Annotated in this window: 15 protein-coding genes; 9 read left to right on the top strand and 6 right to left on the bottom strand. The window is 58.4% G+C overall.

Going from position 1 to position 14,900, the window contains the following annotated elements; genetic code table 11:
* Positions 1–10 precede the first annotated feature (10 nt).
* The gene (locus ACF0H7_RS21470) at positions 11–970 is read left to right on the top strand and encodes an alpha-E domain-containing protein (protein ID WP_397448870.1); all 960 of its coding nucleotides are present in this window, start codon (positions 11–13) and stop codon (positions 968–970) included.
* On the top strand, positions 967–1,776 hold the full coding sequence (locus tag ACF0H7_RS21465) for a transglutaminase N-terminal domain-containing protein (protein ID WP_397448869.1): 810 nt from the start codon (positions 967–969) through the stop codon (positions 1,774–1,776). The genes ACF0H7_RS21470 and ACF0H7_RS21465 overlap by 4 nt, the downstream gene beginning before the upstream one ends.
* Before the next feature lie 137 nt (positions 1,777–1,913).
* Here the strand turns inward: ACF0H7_RS21465 and ACF0H7_RS21460 are convergent, their stop codons facing one another.
* On the bottom strand, positions 1,914–2,750 hold the full coding sequence (locus ACF0H7_RS21460) for a c-type cytochrome (RefSeq protein ID WP_397448868.1): 837 nt from the start codon (positions 2,748–2,750) through the stop codon (positions 1,914–1,916).
* Between the two features lie 640 nt (positions 2,751–3,390).
* Here ACF0H7_RS21460 and ACF0H7_RS21455 point away from each other — a divergent pair.
* From ACF0H7_RS21455 to ACF0H7_RS21445, 3 genes are all read left to right on the top strand, one after another.
* Positions 3,391–4,596 carry an acetyl-CoA C-acetyltransferase gene (locus ACF0H7_RS21455; RefSeq protein WP_397448867.1) on the top strand — a complete coding sequence of 402 codons (1,206 nt, stop codon included), beginning with the start codon at positions 3,391–3,393 and terminating at the stop codon, positions 4,594–4,596.
* A gap of 14 nt (positions 4,597–4,610) precedes the next feature.
* Positions 4,611–6,755, top strand: a complete 2,145-nt coding sequence (locus tag ACF0H7_RS21450) for a 3-hydroxyacyl-CoA dehydrogenase NAD-binding domain-containing protein (protein WP_397448866.1) — start codon at positions 4,611–4,613, stop codon at positions 6,753–6,755.
* Between the two features lie 102 nt (positions 6,756–6,857).
* A complete protein-coding gene (locus ACF0H7_RS21445) occupies positions 6,858–7,586 on the top strand; it encodes an amidotransferase (protein ID WP_397448865.1) in 729 nt (242 codons plus the stop codon).
* A 56-nt stretch (positions 7,587–7,642) separates the two neighbouring features.
* Here the strand turns inward: ACF0H7_RS21445 and ACF0H7_RS21440 are convergent, their stop codons facing one another.
* The 5 genes from ACF0H7_RS21440 to ACF0H7_RS21420 all read right to left on the bottom strand — a co-directional run bounded on the left by ACF0H7_RS21440 (position 7,643) and on the right by ACF0H7_RS21420 (position 11,704).
* Positions 7,643–8,614, bottom strand: a complete 972-nt coding sequence (locus ACF0H7_RS21440; protein ID WP_397448864.1) for a magnesium and cobalt transport protein CorA — start codon at positions 8,612–8,614, stop codon at positions 7,643–7,645.
* A 149-nt stretch (positions 8,615–8,763) separates the two neighbouring features.
* On the bottom strand, positions 8,764–9,486 hold the full coding sequence (locus ACF0H7_RS21435) for a lysophospholipid acyltransferase family protein (RefSeq protein ID WP_397448863.1): 723 nt from the start codon (positions 9,484–9,486) through the stop codon (positions 8,764–8,766).
* Between the two features lie 186 nt (positions 9,487–9,672).
* Positions 9,673–10,365: a crotonase/enoyl-CoA hydratase family protein gene (locus ACF0H7_RS21430; protein ID WP_397448862.1), complete on the bottom strand. Its 693-nt coding sequence runs from the start codon at positions 10,363–10,365 to the stop codon at positions 9,673–9,675.
* 122 nt (positions 10,366–10,487) lie between these two features.
* Positions 10,488–10,781, bottom strand: a complete 294-nt coding sequence (locus tag ACF0H7_RS21425; RefSeq protein WP_397448861.1) for a DUF6388 family protein — start codon at positions 10,779–10,781, stop codon at positions 10,488–10,490.
* Between the two features lie 401 nt (positions 10,782–11,182).
* Positions 11,183–11,704 carry a hypothetical protein gene (locus ACF0H7_RS21420; RefSeq protein WP_397448860.1) on the bottom strand — a complete coding sequence of 174 codons (522 nt, stop codon included), beginning with the start codon at positions 11,702–11,704 and terminating at the stop codon, positions 11,183–11,185.
* A 333-nt stretch (positions 11,705–12,037) separates the two neighbouring features.
* Between ACF0H7_RS21420 and ACF0H7_RS21415 the strand changes: the two genes are divergently transcribed.
* Genes ACF0H7_RS21415 through arsH form a run of 4 tightly spaced genes read left to right on the top strand, consistent with a single transcriptional unit; the run spans position 12,038 to position 14,888 of the window.
* Positions 12,038–12,394: a metalloregulator ArsR/SmtB family transcription factor gene (locus ACF0H7_RS21415; RefSeq protein WP_397448859.1), complete on the top strand. Its 357-nt coding sequence runs from the start codon at positions 12,038–12,040 to the stop codon at positions 12,392–12,394.
* Positions 12,395–12,418: 24 nt separating this feature from the next.
* On the top strand, positions 12,419–13,702 hold the full coding sequence (locus ACF0H7_RS21410) for an arsenic transporter (RefSeq protein ID WP_397448858.1): 1,284 nt from the start codon (positions 12,419–12,421) through the stop codon (positions 13,700–13,702).
* An 11-nt stretch (positions 13,703–13,713) separates the two neighbouring features.
* Positions 13,714–14,184: an arsenate reductase ArsC gene (locus ACF0H7_RS21405; RefSeq protein ID WP_397448857.1), complete on the top strand. Its 471-nt coding sequence runs from the start codon at positions 13,714–13,716 to the stop codon at positions 14,182–14,184.
* A gap of 11 nt (positions 14,185–14,195) precedes the next feature.
* The gene (arsH, locus tag ACF0H7_RS21400) at positions 14,196–14,888 is read left to right on the top strand and encodes an arsenical resistance protein ArsH (RefSeq protein ID WP_397448856.1); all 693 of its coding nucleotides are present in this window, start codon (positions 14,196–14,198) and stop codon (positions 14,886–14,888) included.
* Positions 14,889–14,900 lie beyond the last annotated feature (12 nt).

Below are 14,900 nucleotides of genomic sequence, written 5' to 3'. Positions count from 1 at the left end.
AAGCCTGCCAATGTTAAGTAGAACTGCCTCGGATTTGTACTGGATGTCGCGTTACCTGGAGCGGGCGGAAAACCTCGCGCGGATGCTCGACGTCAGCTATTCCCTGTCATTGATGCCCCAGGATGGGCGCGGTGACGGGCTGGACGAAATGGCCTTGCCGCTGTTGATCACCGGCACTCTGGACGATTACCTGGAGCGTCACGGTGAACTGCACGCCGAGCGCTTGCTGCACTTTTTCGCCCTGGATGCGACCAACCCGGCCAGCATCTACAGCTGCCTGGGTGCCGCGCGGGCCAGTGCCCATGCGGTGCGTGGGCGCATTACGGCGGACATGTGGGAAAACATCAACGCCACCTGGCTGGAGATTCGCGGTATCGCCGAGCAAGGTTTGACTCGCTATGGCATGAGCCGTTTTTGCGAGTGGATCAAAGAGCGCTCGCACCTGTTTCGTGGCGCCACCTACGGCACCATCATGCGCCACGACGCCTTTCGGTTTATTCGCCTGGGGACCTTCATCGAGCGCGCGGACAACACCATGCGCATGGTCGATGCGCGCTACGAGATGCTTGAACTGCGCGGCAAAAATACCGACGTGGTCTCCGACAACTCGGCCCATGGTTATTATCAGTGGAGCGCGTTGCTGCGGGCATTGTCGTCGTTCGAGGCGTACACCGAGCTGTACCGCGACGCCCCGGCCGCACGTCACGTCGCCGAGCTGCTGCTGTTGCGCGCCGACGTGCCACGTTCGTTGCGCGCGTGCCTGGAGGAGCTGGATCAGATTCTGGCCAGCCTGCCCGGTGCCAACGGTCGCCCGGCACAGCGCCTGGCGGCCGAACTGGACGCGCGGCTGCGTTACACCGGCATCGACGAAATCCTCGCCGAAGGCCTGCACGAATGGTTGAACGAATTCATCCCGTTGGTAGCTCAATTGGGTGACGCTATTCACACGTCGTACCTGGAGGCTGCATGAGACTCTCAATTAGCCACGAAACCACTTATCACTACGAAGACCAGGTTCGCGCCAGCATTCAGTATCTGCGCTTGACGCCCCATGACAGCGAGCGCCAGCATGTCCTCAGCTGGCAACTGGCTCTGCCGCGCCCGGTGCGGGCGCAGGTCGATCCGTTCGGCAATATCCTGCACGTACTGACCCTTGATGAGCCGCATGAGGCGGTGATCATCGGTGCGCGCGGGCAGGTCGAGATCGATGAGAAGGCCGAGTCCGAACATGAGCAGCAGTCGGCGTTGCCCTTCTTGCGGTTCACGCGATTGACCGAACCCGACGAGGCGATTCGTGCCTTCGCCGCGCAACAGTGCCAGCAGCGTAAGGACCGCACGGCGTTGATCGACTTGATGCACGGGCTGAATCAGTACATGACCTACACACCGGGGGCGACTGAAGTCGACACCAGTGCTGCGCAGGCGTTTGCCGGGCGAGCCGGCGTGTGTCAGGACCACACCCATGCCTTCCTGGCCTGCGCCCGCAGCCTGGGCGTTCCGGCGCGTTATGTGTCGGGGTATTTGTACAGCGAAGACAGCGAACATCTTGCCAGCCATGCGTGGGCCGAGGCGTGGATTGATGGCGCCTGGTACAGCTTTGACGTGACCAACCAACTGGCACGGCCAGAGCGTCACCTCAAGTTGGCGGTGGGTCTGGACTACCTCGATGCCTGCCCGGTGCGCGGCATGCGTAGGGGAGGCGGTTGCGAACAGATGCACGCCAAGGTGTCGGTCTCGCCGATTCGGGCGGTGCAGACGCAGTCGCAGGTACAGTAACGCAGCAGAGATAGGGTCATGTAGGAGCGGGCTTGCCCGCGATAGCGGTGGGTCTGATGCCACCGCATCAAGCTGATCGCGGGCAAGCCCGCTCCTACAGTATTTCAGTGTTCATCCAGTTTGAGCCAAATCCCCTGCTACTTGGCCACATCCCGACGCTGCGCCATGTGCTTCAAATACCCGATCACCAGATCCAGATCGCCGTCCGACAACACCGACGCCGGGATCGCCGGCATTTTTGCCTGTGGCCATTGACGCAGGCTTTGCGGGTCTCGGATGTAGGTTCTCAGGTAATCGCCGGCGAAATATTCGGTCGGGCTGTGTGGCTGATTCAGGTCAGGCCCCAGTTGCGAGTCACCCGCGCCGTTGAGTCGATGGCATGCCATGCAACTTTTCTGAAAGATCGCAAAGCCCTGGTTGACTGGATCGTTGGCGCCCAGTGCCGGGTCCGGGCGCATCACTGGGAAGCGTTCGGCGACGGACGCCAGCAACCGAACTTTCACCATCGCGTAGGGCCATTGTTCCGGGCTGATATTGCCGGCCTTGGGGTGGGTCCACACCAGGTAGAAAGGCCCGGCGGTATTTTGGTCCTTGCCCAGCGACGGCCAGGGTTTGTTCGGTTGTTCAATCGCCAGCCAGGCGCGGGAACCGTTCTTTTCATTGGCCAAGAGTGGGCCCGCTGGCATTTCTGCCGCGAAGCCGTCGGTGGCCACGGCCTGCAGGTGCTCTTCGGGATTGACGCCGTTGAGCAGCACAGCCATCGGTATGGCGCGATAGGTCATGGCGCGTTTGTAGGAAACGTCTTCAGGAATCTGAATGTTTTGCGCCTGCGGCAAAGCAAGAAGTTGCGCGGTCGTCCAGGTGTGGACACCGTCGGCTAACTCCAGTGTCAATTGCGCAGAGGGTTTGGCCCCTTCTGCGGCGCTGACAGTTAAACAGCAGATGAGAGGAACGAACGCTATCCAGGCACGCATAAGCCAATCTCCGTCAATAAAGACGGGAAGATTGGCATAACCGCGTTTGGCTCGATAGTGTCCAGGGCACTGGGTGGTTGTGCGTGAAAAACAAGGTCAACCAAATAGCCGAGTCATATTCGGCAAAATCAAGATGAGGGTGGTAACGAACACAATAAGTCCGGCCTGACGGATTTTCGAATGTTTAAACATGACGATTGCCTTTTGTTGTTATGCCTGAGCGACTAAAGCTCACCGATTTTGATGTTCTTCACTCTCATCGGGCAGCTGGCAAAGGGGGGTGCAATCGAACAGGTGTCCCGGAAAAAACCGGCAACTCAGACGTCCCACTGTGTTTTTTATCGTCTGCCTGTTACAGAGTTAACCTTAGAGGCCGCGTCACACTTGGCTTAGATCTATTTTATATGGAGTAATTAGGAAAACCTTTAAAAAAGGCATGAGGCGTAACGCCATCTGCTGACAACTGCCTTTGCTAGACGCGTTGAATGCGTTCAACACTCATTTGTTTAGTTGCTTACCGTTCGTCTGAGCGGGGCAGTCAAGGCTATTGAGCACTGCGGTCATTGAATCAAGTCGTCTGAAGTTTAAGGTGAAGGTGAAGGTAGAGGGAATCCACTGTTCATCTTGCTCTGAGGATGCCATGACTGAAGCTTTGATTTTTGATGCGCTGCGCACGCCCCGTGGCAAAGGAAAACCAGATGGCGCGCTGCACAGCGTTAAGCCGGTGAATCTGATGGCAGGCCTGTTGAATGCCTTGCAGCAGCGCAATCAGCTGGACACCCGCCAGGTCGACGACATTGTGTTGGGCTGCGTCACCCCGGTGGGTGATCAGGGCGCCGACATCGCCAAGACCGCCGCCCTGATGGCTGATTGGGACGTCAGCGTGGCCGGGGTGCAGGTCAATCGGTTCTGCGCGTCCGGGCTGGAGGCGGTCAACCTCGGGGCGATGAAGGTTCGCTCCGGTTTCGAGGACCTGGTGGTGGTCGGTGGGGTCGAGTCGATGTCCAGGGTGCCGATGGGCAGTGATGGTGGCGCCTGGGCTCTGGACCCGCAAAGCAACTTGCACACTCACTTCACCCCGCAAGGCATTGGCGCCGACTTGATCGCCACGCTGGAGGGCTTCAGTCGCCACGATGTCGATTCCTTTGCCCTGCATTCGCAGCAAAAGGCCGCGCGTGCGCGCGCCGATGGTTCGTTCAGCAAGTCACTGGTGCCGGTCAAGGATCAGAACGGCATTGTGCTGCTGGATCACGATGAGTTCATTCGCGGCGATTCAACTCTGGAGGGGCTGGGCAAGCTCAAGCCGAGTTTCGAAATGATCGGGAAGATGGGTTTCGACGCCACGGCGCTGCGGGTCTACAGCCATGTCGAACGCATCCATCATGTCCACACTCCCGGCAATAGCTCGGGCATCGTCGACGGCGCGGCGGTCATGCTTATTGGCTCCGAGGCCAAAGGCCTGGAACTGGGCTTGCGGCCACGGGCGCGGATCGTCGCCACGGCGGTCACCAGCACCGACCCCACGATCATGCTTACCGGTCCGGCACCCGCCACCCGCAAGGCCTTGAGCCGCGCCGGGTTGAAAGTCGAAGACATCGACCTGTTTGAAGTCAATGAAGCCTTCGCCTCGGTGGTGCTCAAGTTCATCAAGGACATGGGCGTCGATGCGGAAAAGGTCAACGTCAACGGCGGCTCGATCGCCATGGGTCACCCGCTGGGCGCCACCGGTTGCATGATCCTCGGCAGCCTGCTCGATGAGCTGGAGGCCCGTCAGCTACGCTACGGCCTGGCGACGTTGTGCGTCGGCGGCGGCATGGGCATCGCCACCATCATCGAACGTTATTAATCAGGGAAGTCGCCATGACTGACGCCATCCGTTATGAAAAAGGCCAGGACCAGATCGTCGTTCTGACCATCGACCTGCCGGGCCAGACCGCCAATACCATGAACGGGGTTTATCGCGATGCCATGGCCGAGGCCGTTGCAAGACTGAAAACCGAGATCGACAGCATCGCTGGGGTGATTATTACCTCGGCGAAAAACACCTTCTTTGCGGGCGGCGACCTCAATGAGCTGATCAAGGTCGACAAACCTCAGGCGCTGGACTTCTACCAAGGGGTATTGCAGCTAAAAGGGCAGTTGCGCACCCTGGAAACCCTGGGCAAACCAGTGGTGGCTGCGATCAACGGCGCGGCGCTGGGCGGCGGCTGGGAAATCTGCCTGGCTTGTCATCATCGCGTTGCCCTCGACAGCCATAACGTGCAGATCGGCCTGCCGGAGGTGACCCTGGGTTTGTTGCCGGGTGGCGGCGGAGTGGTGCGCATGGTGCGCATGCTGGGCCTGGAAAAAGCCCTGCCGTACTTGCTCGAAGGCAAAAAGGTCAATCCACAGCAGGCGTTGCAAGCCGGTTTGATCGAGCAGATTGCCAGCGACCGCGACGACATGTTGGCCAAGGCCCGCGCCTGGATCCTCGCTAACCCCAGCGTTAAACAGCGATGGGACGTGGTCGGGTATCAGATTCCCGGTGGCACGCCGTCACATCCCAAGGTCGCGCAAATGCTGGCGATTGCGCCCTCGGTTCTGCGGGCCCGCACTCAGGGCTGTTTCCCGGCACCCGAGAAAATCCTCTGCGCAGCGGTGGAAGGCGCGCAAGTGGATTTCGACACGGCGCAGTTGATCGAAACCCGTTACTTCACCGAACTCACCACCGGCCAGGTGGCGAAGAATATGATTGGCACCTTCTGGTTCCAGCTCAACGAGATCAATGCCGGTGGCTCGCGGCCGCAAGGCGTGCCGGTGTATCGAACGCGCAAGGTGGGGATTCTCGGCGCCGGCATGATGGGTGCGGGGATTGCCTACGCCAGTGCGTCGGCGGGCATTGAAGTGGTGCTCAAGGACGTCACGCAGGCAGCGGCAGACAAAGGCAAGGCGCACTCGGCTGCATTGCTGGAGAAAAAGCTCAGCAAAGGACGGATCAGCGCAGAACAACGCGACGCGGTGCTCGCGCGGATTACCGCCACTGTGCGCGATGAAGACTTGCACGGTTGCGACTTGATCATCGAGGCAGTGTTCGAAGACCGTGAACTCAAAGGCAAGGTGACTGCCGTGGCGGAGAAGTGTGCTTTGGCAGACGCGGTGATCGCGTCCAACACCTCGACGTTGCCGATCAGCGGCCTGGCCTCGGCCATTGCTCAGCCGGAGCGTTTTATCGGTCTGCACTTTTTCAGTCCGGTGGACAAAATGCCATTGGTGGAAATCATCAAGGGCGCGAGCACCAGCGATGAAACCCTGGCCCGTGGCTTCGACTTTGTTCTGCAAATCAAGAAAACCCCGATTGTGGTCAACGACAGCCGCGGCTTCTTTACCTCGCGGGTGTTTGGCACCTTCACCAACGAAGGGATTGCCATGCTCGGCGAGGGCGTGTCGGCGGCGATGATTGAAACCGAAGCGCGCAAGGCCGGGATGCCGGTCGGGCCGCTGGCGGTGTCGGATGAAGTGTCGCTGAGTTTGATGAGCCACATTCGTCAGCAGACGCGCAAAGACCTGGAGGCCGAGGGCAAGCCAGCACCGCAGCATCCGTCGTTTGCGGTGATCGACCTGTTGCTCAACGAATACAAACGCTCCGGCAAGGCCGCCGGTGGTGGTTTCTACGATTATCCGGCCGGCGCCGCCAAGCACCTGTGGCCCGAACTGAAGCTGCGTTTCGAAAAGGCCGACGGGCAGATTTCCGCGCAGGACGTGCGCGACCGGCTGTTGTTCATTCAGGCGATAGAAACCGTGCGCTGTGTGGAGGAGGGGGTGCTGATGTCTACCGCCGAGGCCAACGTCGGTTCGATCTTCGGCATCGGTTTTGCCGCCTGGAGTGGCGGGGCGTTGCAATTCATCAACCAATACGGACTCAAGGATTTTATCGCCCGTGCCCAGTACCTGACCGAGCAGTACGGCGAGCGCTTTGAGCCGCCGGCATTGTTGTTGATGAAAGCCTCTCAGGGCCTATTGTTCTAAGCGAATTGGCTCAATAGCGTGTAGGGTCTTGCCTTGAAGTGGTTTTTCAAGGCAGGCTTCGTCCCGTGCGCTATTGCCTAGAACGTTTCAGGACCTTTTTTTATGTCGTTACGCATCTGCATTTTGGAAACCGATGTCCTGCGCCCTGAGTTGGTCGATCAATTTCAAGGCTATGGGCAGATGTTCGAGCGCTTGTTTTCGCGTCAGCCAATCCCTGCAGAGTTCAGCGTCTACAACGTGATGCAAGGTGTTTACCCGGCGGATGATGAGCGGTTCGATGCGTATCTGGTCACTGGCAGCAAGGCGGATTCATTCGGACTGGAGCCCTGGATTCAAACCCTGAAGACCTTCCTGTTGCAGCGTTACCAGCGTGGCGACAAGCTGCTCGGTATCTGCTTCGGCCATCAGTTGCTGGCCTTGTTGCTGGGCGGCCAAAGCGAGCGCGCCACTCAAGGTTGGGGTGTCGGCATTCATCGCTACACGCTGGCCTCGGCGAAACCGTGGATGACCCCGGCCATCGACGATCTGACCTTGTTGATCAGCCATCAGGATCAAGTCACCCGACTTCCGGAAAACGCCACTGTCATCGCCTCCAGCGAGTTCTGCCCGATCGCCGCGTTCCACATCAACGATCAGGTGCTGTGCTTCCAGGGCCATCCGGAGTTCGTTCACGACTACTCTCGGGCCTTGATGGATATCCGCCAGCAGACCCTCGGCGAGCGGGTCTACAGCAGCGGTATCGCCAGCCTGGAGAGCGATCATCAGGGGTCGACCGTGGCCGAGTGGATGATGCGCTTTGTGGCGCACAAATCTGCGTCGGAAACTGCCTGAATCCTTCGGCCGATATACCGTCTTCGCCAACGTGTTGGCGAAGACGGTCGTGCAGGTTACAGCCAGCCCGAACGCTTGAAACTCATATACAAGGCACTACAGCCGAGGACAATGCCGCCGATCACGGTGTAATAACCGTACTGCCAGGTCAGCTCCGGCATGTTCTGGAAGTTCATCCCGTAGATCCCGGCAATCGCCGTTGGCAGTGCGAGGATCGCCGCCCAGGCTGCGAATTTGCGTTGCACGATGCTTTGTCGCGAGGATTCCAGCAGCAGGCCGATTTCGATGGTCTGGCTGGCGATATCCCGCAAATTGGCCAGGTCTTCCATCTGCCGGGTGACGTGGATCTCTACATCGCGGAAGTAGGGGCGCATGTTTTTGTCGATGAAGGGGAAGCTGAGTTTTTGTAGCTCCTCGCCAATCTCTACCATCGGTGCCACGTAACGGCGCAAGCGCAGCAGGTCCCGGCGCAGGCCGTGGATGCACATGATATCGGACTCATCCAACACCCCGCCGAGGACGCGTGCTTCCAGTTCGTCGAGTTCAGCGTGAATCGTTTCGGTGACTGGCTGATAGCACTCAGTGACGAAATCCAACAGCGCATACAGCACGAAGTCTTCGCCATGCTCCAGCAACAGCGGCCGTGCCTCACAGCGGGCGCGCACCAGGCCATAAGACTTCGAATGTCCGTTGCGTGAGGTGATGATATAGCCCTTGCCGGCAAAAATATGCGTTTCGATAAACTCGATTTTGCCGTTTTCGCGAATCGGTGAGTAGGTGACGATGAACAGCGCGTCACCGAAGGTTTCCAGTTTTGGTCGGCTGTGTTTTTCGAGGGCGTCTTCGATGGCTAATTCATGCAGATGAAACTGACGCTGCAGGTTGGCCAGTTCCTGAGCATCGGGTTGCTCCAGGCCAATCCAGACAAAGTGCCCCGGCTTTGCGGCCCATTCAGCGCCTTCGTCGAGGGTAATGTTGGAGACTTTCTTTCCGGCGCTGTAAACCGCGGCAGCAACGACTCGGCCCATAGTGGTTCGCTTCTTCTTGTTGGGTGGCGGTGGCTAATGACGCACAGCTTAACGCGCTCTACCGGGTTAGAGTCAGCAAAATTGCGGTGGTTCAGCGGGCATGAAAAAGCCCGGGTCAACGGGCTTGGGGACGCTATGGCGCGCAGGGCTCAGGCGGCTTGCAGTTGCTGGTCCATGCTGTCGATGCACGCTTGCATTTGTGCGTGGCACTGGCTCATCAGCAAGGGTATATCGTCGAGACTCAAGCCGTCGGTGGGAATGGCCGGCAGCGAGCGAATCATGATCTTGCCACCGCGCCAGCGATTGAGCTGCATGTGTTTAATGTAGCTGCTGACACACACCGGCACGATCGGTACGCCAGCGGCAATCGCCATCTGGAACGCGCCTTTTTTGAACGGCAGCAGGTCTTCGCCCAGATTGCGGGTACCTTCGGGAAAGACCCAAATCGAGGTGTCCCGATGTTGCAGGGTGTCGGTAGTGGTCAGCATGGACTGCCGGGCCTTTTGAGCATTGCCGCGATCAATCAGTACATTGCCGGCCAGCCAGAACAATTGGCCAAACAACGGGACCCATTTCAGGCTTTTCTTGCCGATACACACGGTGCGCGGCGGCACCACGTTGCCAAAGATGAACAGGTCATAGTTGGACTGGTGATTGGCGACGATGACGCAGGGCTGCGATTGCTTCAGCAGGGGCCCCATTTCGGCCTTCAGACGCAGGCGCAAAATACACATCGCCGGCCACGCGTAGAGGCGTGCGCATAGGCGGCTGTTATCCGGGTTGAAGGGGCGGCACAGGCCAAGTAGCACACCCAGCACGCCTGCAACAAAAAAATGCAGGCCCATCAATAACATACGGAACACGAAAAGCATCAAGCCGACCCGGGAGGATAAAGGGGGGCGCAGTGTACGGATGTGCACCGACGACAGCAATTACCGTTGGGGGCTGTTTAAGGGTGATTATTTAAGAGGATATTTCTTACGGCCGGAAGGGCCTGAGTTAGAGCGGTCAATAAAAAAGCCCGGTAGGTGGCCGGGCTCTTTGTTGCAGCTTGAAAGTCAGATCACCGAGTGATTCTGGTCCAGCACGATGGCTTGATCGAGGGTGTCGAGTAAACTTTTGCGTACTTTCAACTTGGTATTGCGGTGGGCGATCATGTTGATCTTTTTCAGCTGTAAAGCGACTGCCTGGGCTGCACTTTGCAGCTCTTCGGCGCTGACCAGTTTGTCGAGGAAACCGGCTTCCACGGCACCTTTGGGGTCGAACATTTCGCCGTTGATCACTGAACGATGCAGCGCGACGTTGCTCAGGCGATCACGGGCCAGTTCGATGCCCGCGTGGTGCATGGTCATGCCGATCTGCACTTCGTTCAAGCCGATGCTGAACGGGCCGTCGACACCGATCCGGTAGTCCACCGACAGCAGCAGGAACGCGCCTTTGGCCACGGCGTGACCCGGGCAGGCCACCACCACTGGATAAGGATGAGACAGCAGACGGCGGGCCAGCTTCGAACCGGACGTCACCAGGCTGATGGCGTGTTGAGGACCCGAGGTCATTACCTTGAGATCATAACCACCCGACAATATCCCCGGCTGACCGGTGATGATCACTACGGCGCGATCCTGCTCGGCCTGATCCAGAGCGGCATTGAACGCCGTGATCACGTCCGGCGAAATGGCATTGACCTTGCCGTTACTCAAGGTCAGGGTGGCGATACCGTCTTCGAGGTGGTAAGCGATCAACTCACTCATGACGCGATTCCTTGTGTTTATAGTGGGGCAGACGTTACCCACCCGCGACGCCAAGGTAAAGCGCTAAGGCTGACTGATGAGTCAGGGTTTTCTCGCGGCTGGCAGCGACACGCTTGCCGCCGTTATTTTTCGATGCCGTTCAACTCACAGTATTCGGCCCAGTCCATTCCCAGCGCTTCGGCGACCTGGGCATGGGCTTCCAGGCGCATGGCCTTCAGTTGCTCCGGCGATTCCGCGATCAACTCCAGCGCCAACTCCCAAGGCTCGATGCCCTGGTCTTCCGCTTCGTCCTCGAAGGACCATTGAATCTGCTGCTTCTGTTCCTCGGGGCTGAGATTCTGGATTTCAGCCTGCAGACCGGGGTTGCTGACGATGTACTTCGCTAAGGCGGCTTCATTCCACTCTGATGCGTTCATTGTTCCCTTCTCCTGAATAATCACGTCGAGCCACGCGGCAATGGGCGTTAGGTTACACCCGAAACGAGGCAGCAGAAATGCGCAGGTGAAACAGGACCGCACACCTGTCGTCGGAAGGTTAAAACAGCGACTTCAGATTCTCGGTGCGCTGACGAAAGTATTAATGACATCTAAAGGTGTTAGTTGGATCCAATCGGACTAGAGTTAAGTGACTAGAGGAGCGCATGCCATGACAAACAATGAATATGTGGCTTTGTTTTCCGGTTTGGCAGTGATTTGGCTCACCACGGCCTGGGTGGTCACAGGAATGGTTCACGCCATTTGAGGCAATCGTCCAGTATCGGTCCCCTGAAAGGTAAAAAGCCTGACGTCCGTGCGGATACCAGGCTTTTTGCTGTAAGTCATTGCATCAGGCGCGCGGCGGCGAAGGCAGTGCCGGCCAGTACCACGACAGTTCCTATGAACCATTTGGTCTGATGGTTAAAGGCTTCAAGCATTGTGACCCTCAGATCGGCAATATCAGATTTGGTGACCATCCTCAAGTCAGCCATCTCAGCTTTGGTACCCATTTTCAAATCAGCAATATCAGCTGTGGTAGCCATTTTCAAATCAGCAATATCAGCTTTGGTAGCCATTTTCAGATCAGCAATATCAGCTTGGGTAGCCATTTTCAAATCAGCCAATTCCACTTTGCTTGCCGTATTACCTTCGATACGGTCAAGCGTGGTCTCCACCCTGACCAGGCGCTCCCTGATGTCTGGAAGTGCTTTCTCAAGTGCCTCTACTCTGTTTCTCATTTCATCGCCTCCATTCGGGGTGTGGGCTGGGGAGTTGCCATTGCTGCTGCTGTTACTTTTTCGGCGGCTTGAGCGCCTCCCGGCATCCTTCGATTTCAAGCGGTAAGGCTGGGTAGAGTCAGTCAAATTCGTCCTCCTTCGGGATCTGGCGCCCAGGCCGGCGGGTGGGGATCCTTCGAGTGCGTTTATGGCGTTGGCAGGGGCAGGGCACTGTTTATATCGCTACAGAATCAGTGCGCAGGCCCGAGCCAAAGCGGTAGGAGAACGATACAGCCGATTGCTCTCGGACGTGTCTGGGGGTGCTGTAAGGCGATTCTGATAGTGCGCGAAGGGTTGTAAACGTTGCTGTTCACGGTGCAGGCGAGAGGAGGGCGTGGGATTCAATTCATGGCCCGGAGTCTTGTAGATGCATATGGAAATCCGTATATTCGGATTTCCATATGTCATCAGATATCCAAGATGCTCTTCACCTTGACCCCTCCTGCCGTCTTCAAATGTCTGGCTGATGAAACCCGTGCCCGTGCCGCGCTGCTCGTCGCTCGTGAAGGCGAGCTGTGCGTGTGCGAACTGGTCTGTGCGCTTGATGACAGCCAGCCAAAGGTATCCCGTCACCTTGCCCAACTTCGCGCTTGCGGACTGCTGACCGACAGGCGCCAAGGCCAGTGGGTTTACTACAGGCTCAATCCCGACCTTCCAAGCTGGGTTCACGCTGTCCTGCAGGCCACATTGGAAGCCAATGCTGACTGGCTCCAGCAAGACAGCGCGCGCCTTCAATTAATGGGCAACCGTCCTGTCCGCGCTGCGGCCTGCTGCTAACCCGAAGTCCAGTCGAGAGCCACCATGCTTGTTGCGTCCGTCATCTTCCTTGTCACTATCACGTTGGTCATCTGGCAGCCCAAGGGCCTCGGTGTGGGATGGAGCGCGACCTTCGGCGCGATCCTGGCATTGGTCTCGGGTGTCGTGAGCATCAACGACATCCCGATTGTGTGGGGCATTGTCTGGAATGCCACAGCCACCTTCATCGCGGTCATTATCATCAGCCTCCTGCTGGATGAGGCCGGCTTCTTTCAATGGGCCGCGCTACACGTTGCTCGCGGGGCCAAGGGAAGCGGTCGCCGGCTGTTTGCCTTCATCGTGCTGCTGGGCGCCGCAGTATCAGCCTTGTTTGCCAACGACGGGGCCGCGCTGATTTTGACGCCCATCGTGATCTCCATGCTGGTGGCGCTACGCTTTTCAGCGGCTTCCACCCTGGCCTTTGTCATGGCAGCGGGCTTCATCGCAGACACCGCCAGCCTGCCCTTAGTGGTGTCGAACCTGGTGAACATTGTTTCAGCAGACTACTTCAAGCTTGGTTTCGGCGAATACGCATCGGTCATGGTTCCGGTCAACCTGGTCAGCGTTGCCACCACACTGGCCGTTTTGTACCTGTTCTTCCGTCGAGACATCCCCGCCCGTTATGACCTGAACGAGGTGACCGACCCACGGCTTGCCATCCGTGACCGGGCGACCTTTCGTGTAGGTGGGTACGTGCTTCTGGCCCTGTTGCTGGGACTGTTCGTTTTGGAACCGTTCGGCATCCCTATCAGTGTTATTGCTTTTGCAGGTGCAGCGGTGCTGTTTGGCGTGGCTGCGCGCGGGCATGTCATCTCCACGCGGCGAGTGCTGCGCGAGGCGCCGTGGCAGGTGGTGGTGTTTTCCCTGGGCATGTACCTGGTCGTGTACGGCCTAAAAAATGCCGGGCTGACCGGATACCTGACGGGTGTCCTGAACCACGTTGCCGGCTACGGCATATGGGGGGCGACGCTAGGCACTGGCTTGCTGACAGCGGCGCTGTCATCGGTGATGAACAACATGCCGACCATTCTGGTAGGGGCGCTCTCGATCCAGGCTTCCGAAGCTTCTGGCGTGGTGCGTGAGGCAATGGTCTACGCCAACGTCATTGGCTGCGACCTCGGCCCCAAGCTGACCCCTATAGGCAGTCTGGCCACCTTGCTTTGGCTGCATGTCCTGGCGGGCAAAGGCATCCGCATCACCTGGGGCTACTACTTCAAGGTCGGTGTCGTCCTGACCTTGCCTGTGCTGCTTACCACACTAACCGCCCTTGCATTGCGCCTGGGTGCCTGATGGAGACGTTCATGAAAGTCCTGTTCATGTGTACCGCTAACAGCTGCCGGAGCATCTTGTCGGAAGCGATGTTCAATCATATCGCCCCGGCTGGGTTTCTGGCAGTCAGTGCCGGGAGCTTCCCCAAGGGACACGTGCTGCCGCGTAGCCTGACCACGCTGCAGGAGGCGGGGATTTCGACCGAGGGATTGAGCAGCAAGGGCAATGATGCATTCGAGGGCAACCCGCCTGACGTAGTGATCACGGTTTGCGACAAGGCTGCCGGGGAAGCTTGCCCGGTCTACTTCGGCCCGGCCCTCAAAGGGCACTGGGGGTTGGACGACCCATCCGACGTGGCGGGTTCCGAGGCGGAAATCACGGCGGCTTTCCACGCCACCCTGGCGCGCATTGAGGTCCGCTGCCGCGCCTTCCTTGCGTTGCCGTTCAGCGACCTTGGACGTGATGAGCTCAAATGTGAAATCGACCGCATCAGTGGCCTGTAACTGGAGTCTTTATGACTGATCAACTTCCCAATCTGGACACCTCGTTAGCTGTACCTGGAAACAGTGGCGTCGACGGACACAAGCCGCGCATCCTGCTGCTTTATGGTTCGACCCGGCAGCGTTCATTCAGTCGGCTCCTGGTTGAGGAGGCTGCACGACTACTGGAACATTTCGGAGCGCAGACGCGCATCTACAATCCGTCCGGTTTGCCATTGCCCGATGACGCGCCCGTGGAGCATCCGAAGGTCCAGGAGTTGCTTGACCTGATGCAGTGGTCCGAAGGGCAGGTCTGGTGTTCTCCCGAGCGACACGGGTCAATGTCTGCGGTGTTCAAGGCCCAGATTGACTGGGTTCCGCTGTCGATTGGTGCGGTCCGTCCAACGCAAGGCAAGACACTGGCTGTGATGCAGGTCTCTGGAGGCTCTCAGTCCTTCAATGCAGTGAATCAGCTGCGCGTGCTGGGCCGATGGATGAGGATGTTCACCATCCCGAATCAGTCATCCGTGCCGAAGGCGTTCGCTGAGTTCGACGACCAGGACCGGATGAGGCCCTCGGCTCTCTATGACCGCGTGGTGGATGTCATGGAGGAGTTGGTGAAGTTCACTCTGCTGCTGCGGGATCGTCCTGACCTGGTCGACAGGTATTCAGAGCGAAAGGAGTCGGCTGATGAGTTGTCGCACCGGGTGAACCAACGGTCCATCTGATTTGGATGCGGC

It is taken from the genome of Pseudomonas sp. NA-150 (assembly GCF_044336365.1).
Taxonomy (GTDB): Bacteria; Pseudomonadota; Gammaproteobacteria; order Pseudomonadales; family Pseudomonadaceae; genus Aquipseudomonas.
The sequence above is the reverse complement of the archived record's forward strand: the minus strand, read 5'-3'. Positions and strand labels throughout refer to the sequence as shown.

Coding starts and splice junctions, on each gene's coding strand:
- arsH (WP_397448856.1), top strand. CDS start 14,196: ATGACTGATCAACTTCCCAATCTGGACACCTCGTTAGCTGTACCTGGA.
- ACF0H7_RS21435 (WP_397448863.1), bottom strand. CDS start 9,486: ATGCTTTTCGTGTTCCGTATGTTATTGATGGGCCTGCATTTTTTTGTT.
- ACF0H7_RS21410 (WP_397448858.1), top strand. CDS start 12,419: ATGCTTGTTGCGTCCGTCATCTTCCTTGTCACTATCACGTTGGTCATC.
- ACF0H7_RS21455 (WP_397448867.1), top strand. CDS start 3,391: ATGACTGAAGCTTTGATTTTTGATGCGCTGCGCACGCCCCGTGGCAAA.
- ACF0H7_RS21470 (WP_397448870.1), top strand. CDS start 11: ATGTTAAGTAGAACTGCCTCGGATTTGTACTGGATGTCGCGTTACCTG.
- ACF0H7_RS21465 (WP_397448869.1), top strand. CDS start 967: ATGAGACTCTCAATTAGCCACGAAACCACTTATCACTACGAAGACCAG.
- ACF0H7_RS21405 (WP_397448857.1), top strand. CDS start 13,714: ATGAAAGTCCTGTTCATGTGTACCGCTAACAGCTGCCGGAGCATCTTG.
- ACF0H7_RS21460 (WP_397448868.1), bottom strand. CDS start 2,750: ATGCGTGCCTGGATAGCGTTCGTTCCTCTCATCTGCTGTTTAACTGTC.
- ACF0H7_RS21415 (WP_397448859.1), top strand. CDS start 12,038: ATGCTCTTCACCTTGACCCCTCCTGCCGTCTTCAAATGTCTGGCTGAT.
- ACF0H7_RS21430 (WP_397448862.1), bottom strand. CDS start 10,365: ATGAGTGAGTTGATCGCTTACCACCTCGAAGACGGTATCGCCACCCTG.
- ACF0H7_RS21425 (WP_397448861.1), bottom strand. CDS start 10,781: ATGAACGCATCAGAGTGGAATGAAGCCGCCTTAGCGAAGTACATCGTC.
- ACF0H7_RS21440 (WP_397448864.1), bottom strand. CDS start 8,614: ATGGGCCGAGTCGTTGCTGCCGCGGTTTACAGCGCCGGAAAGAAAGTC.
- ACF0H7_RS21445 (WP_397448865.1), top strand. CDS start 6,858: ATGTCGTTACGCATCTGCATTTTGGAAACCGATGTCCTGCGCCCTGAG.
- ACF0H7_RS21450 (WP_397448866.1), top strand. CDS start 4,611: ATGACTGACGCCATCCGTTATGAAAAAGGCCAGGACCAGATCGTCGTT.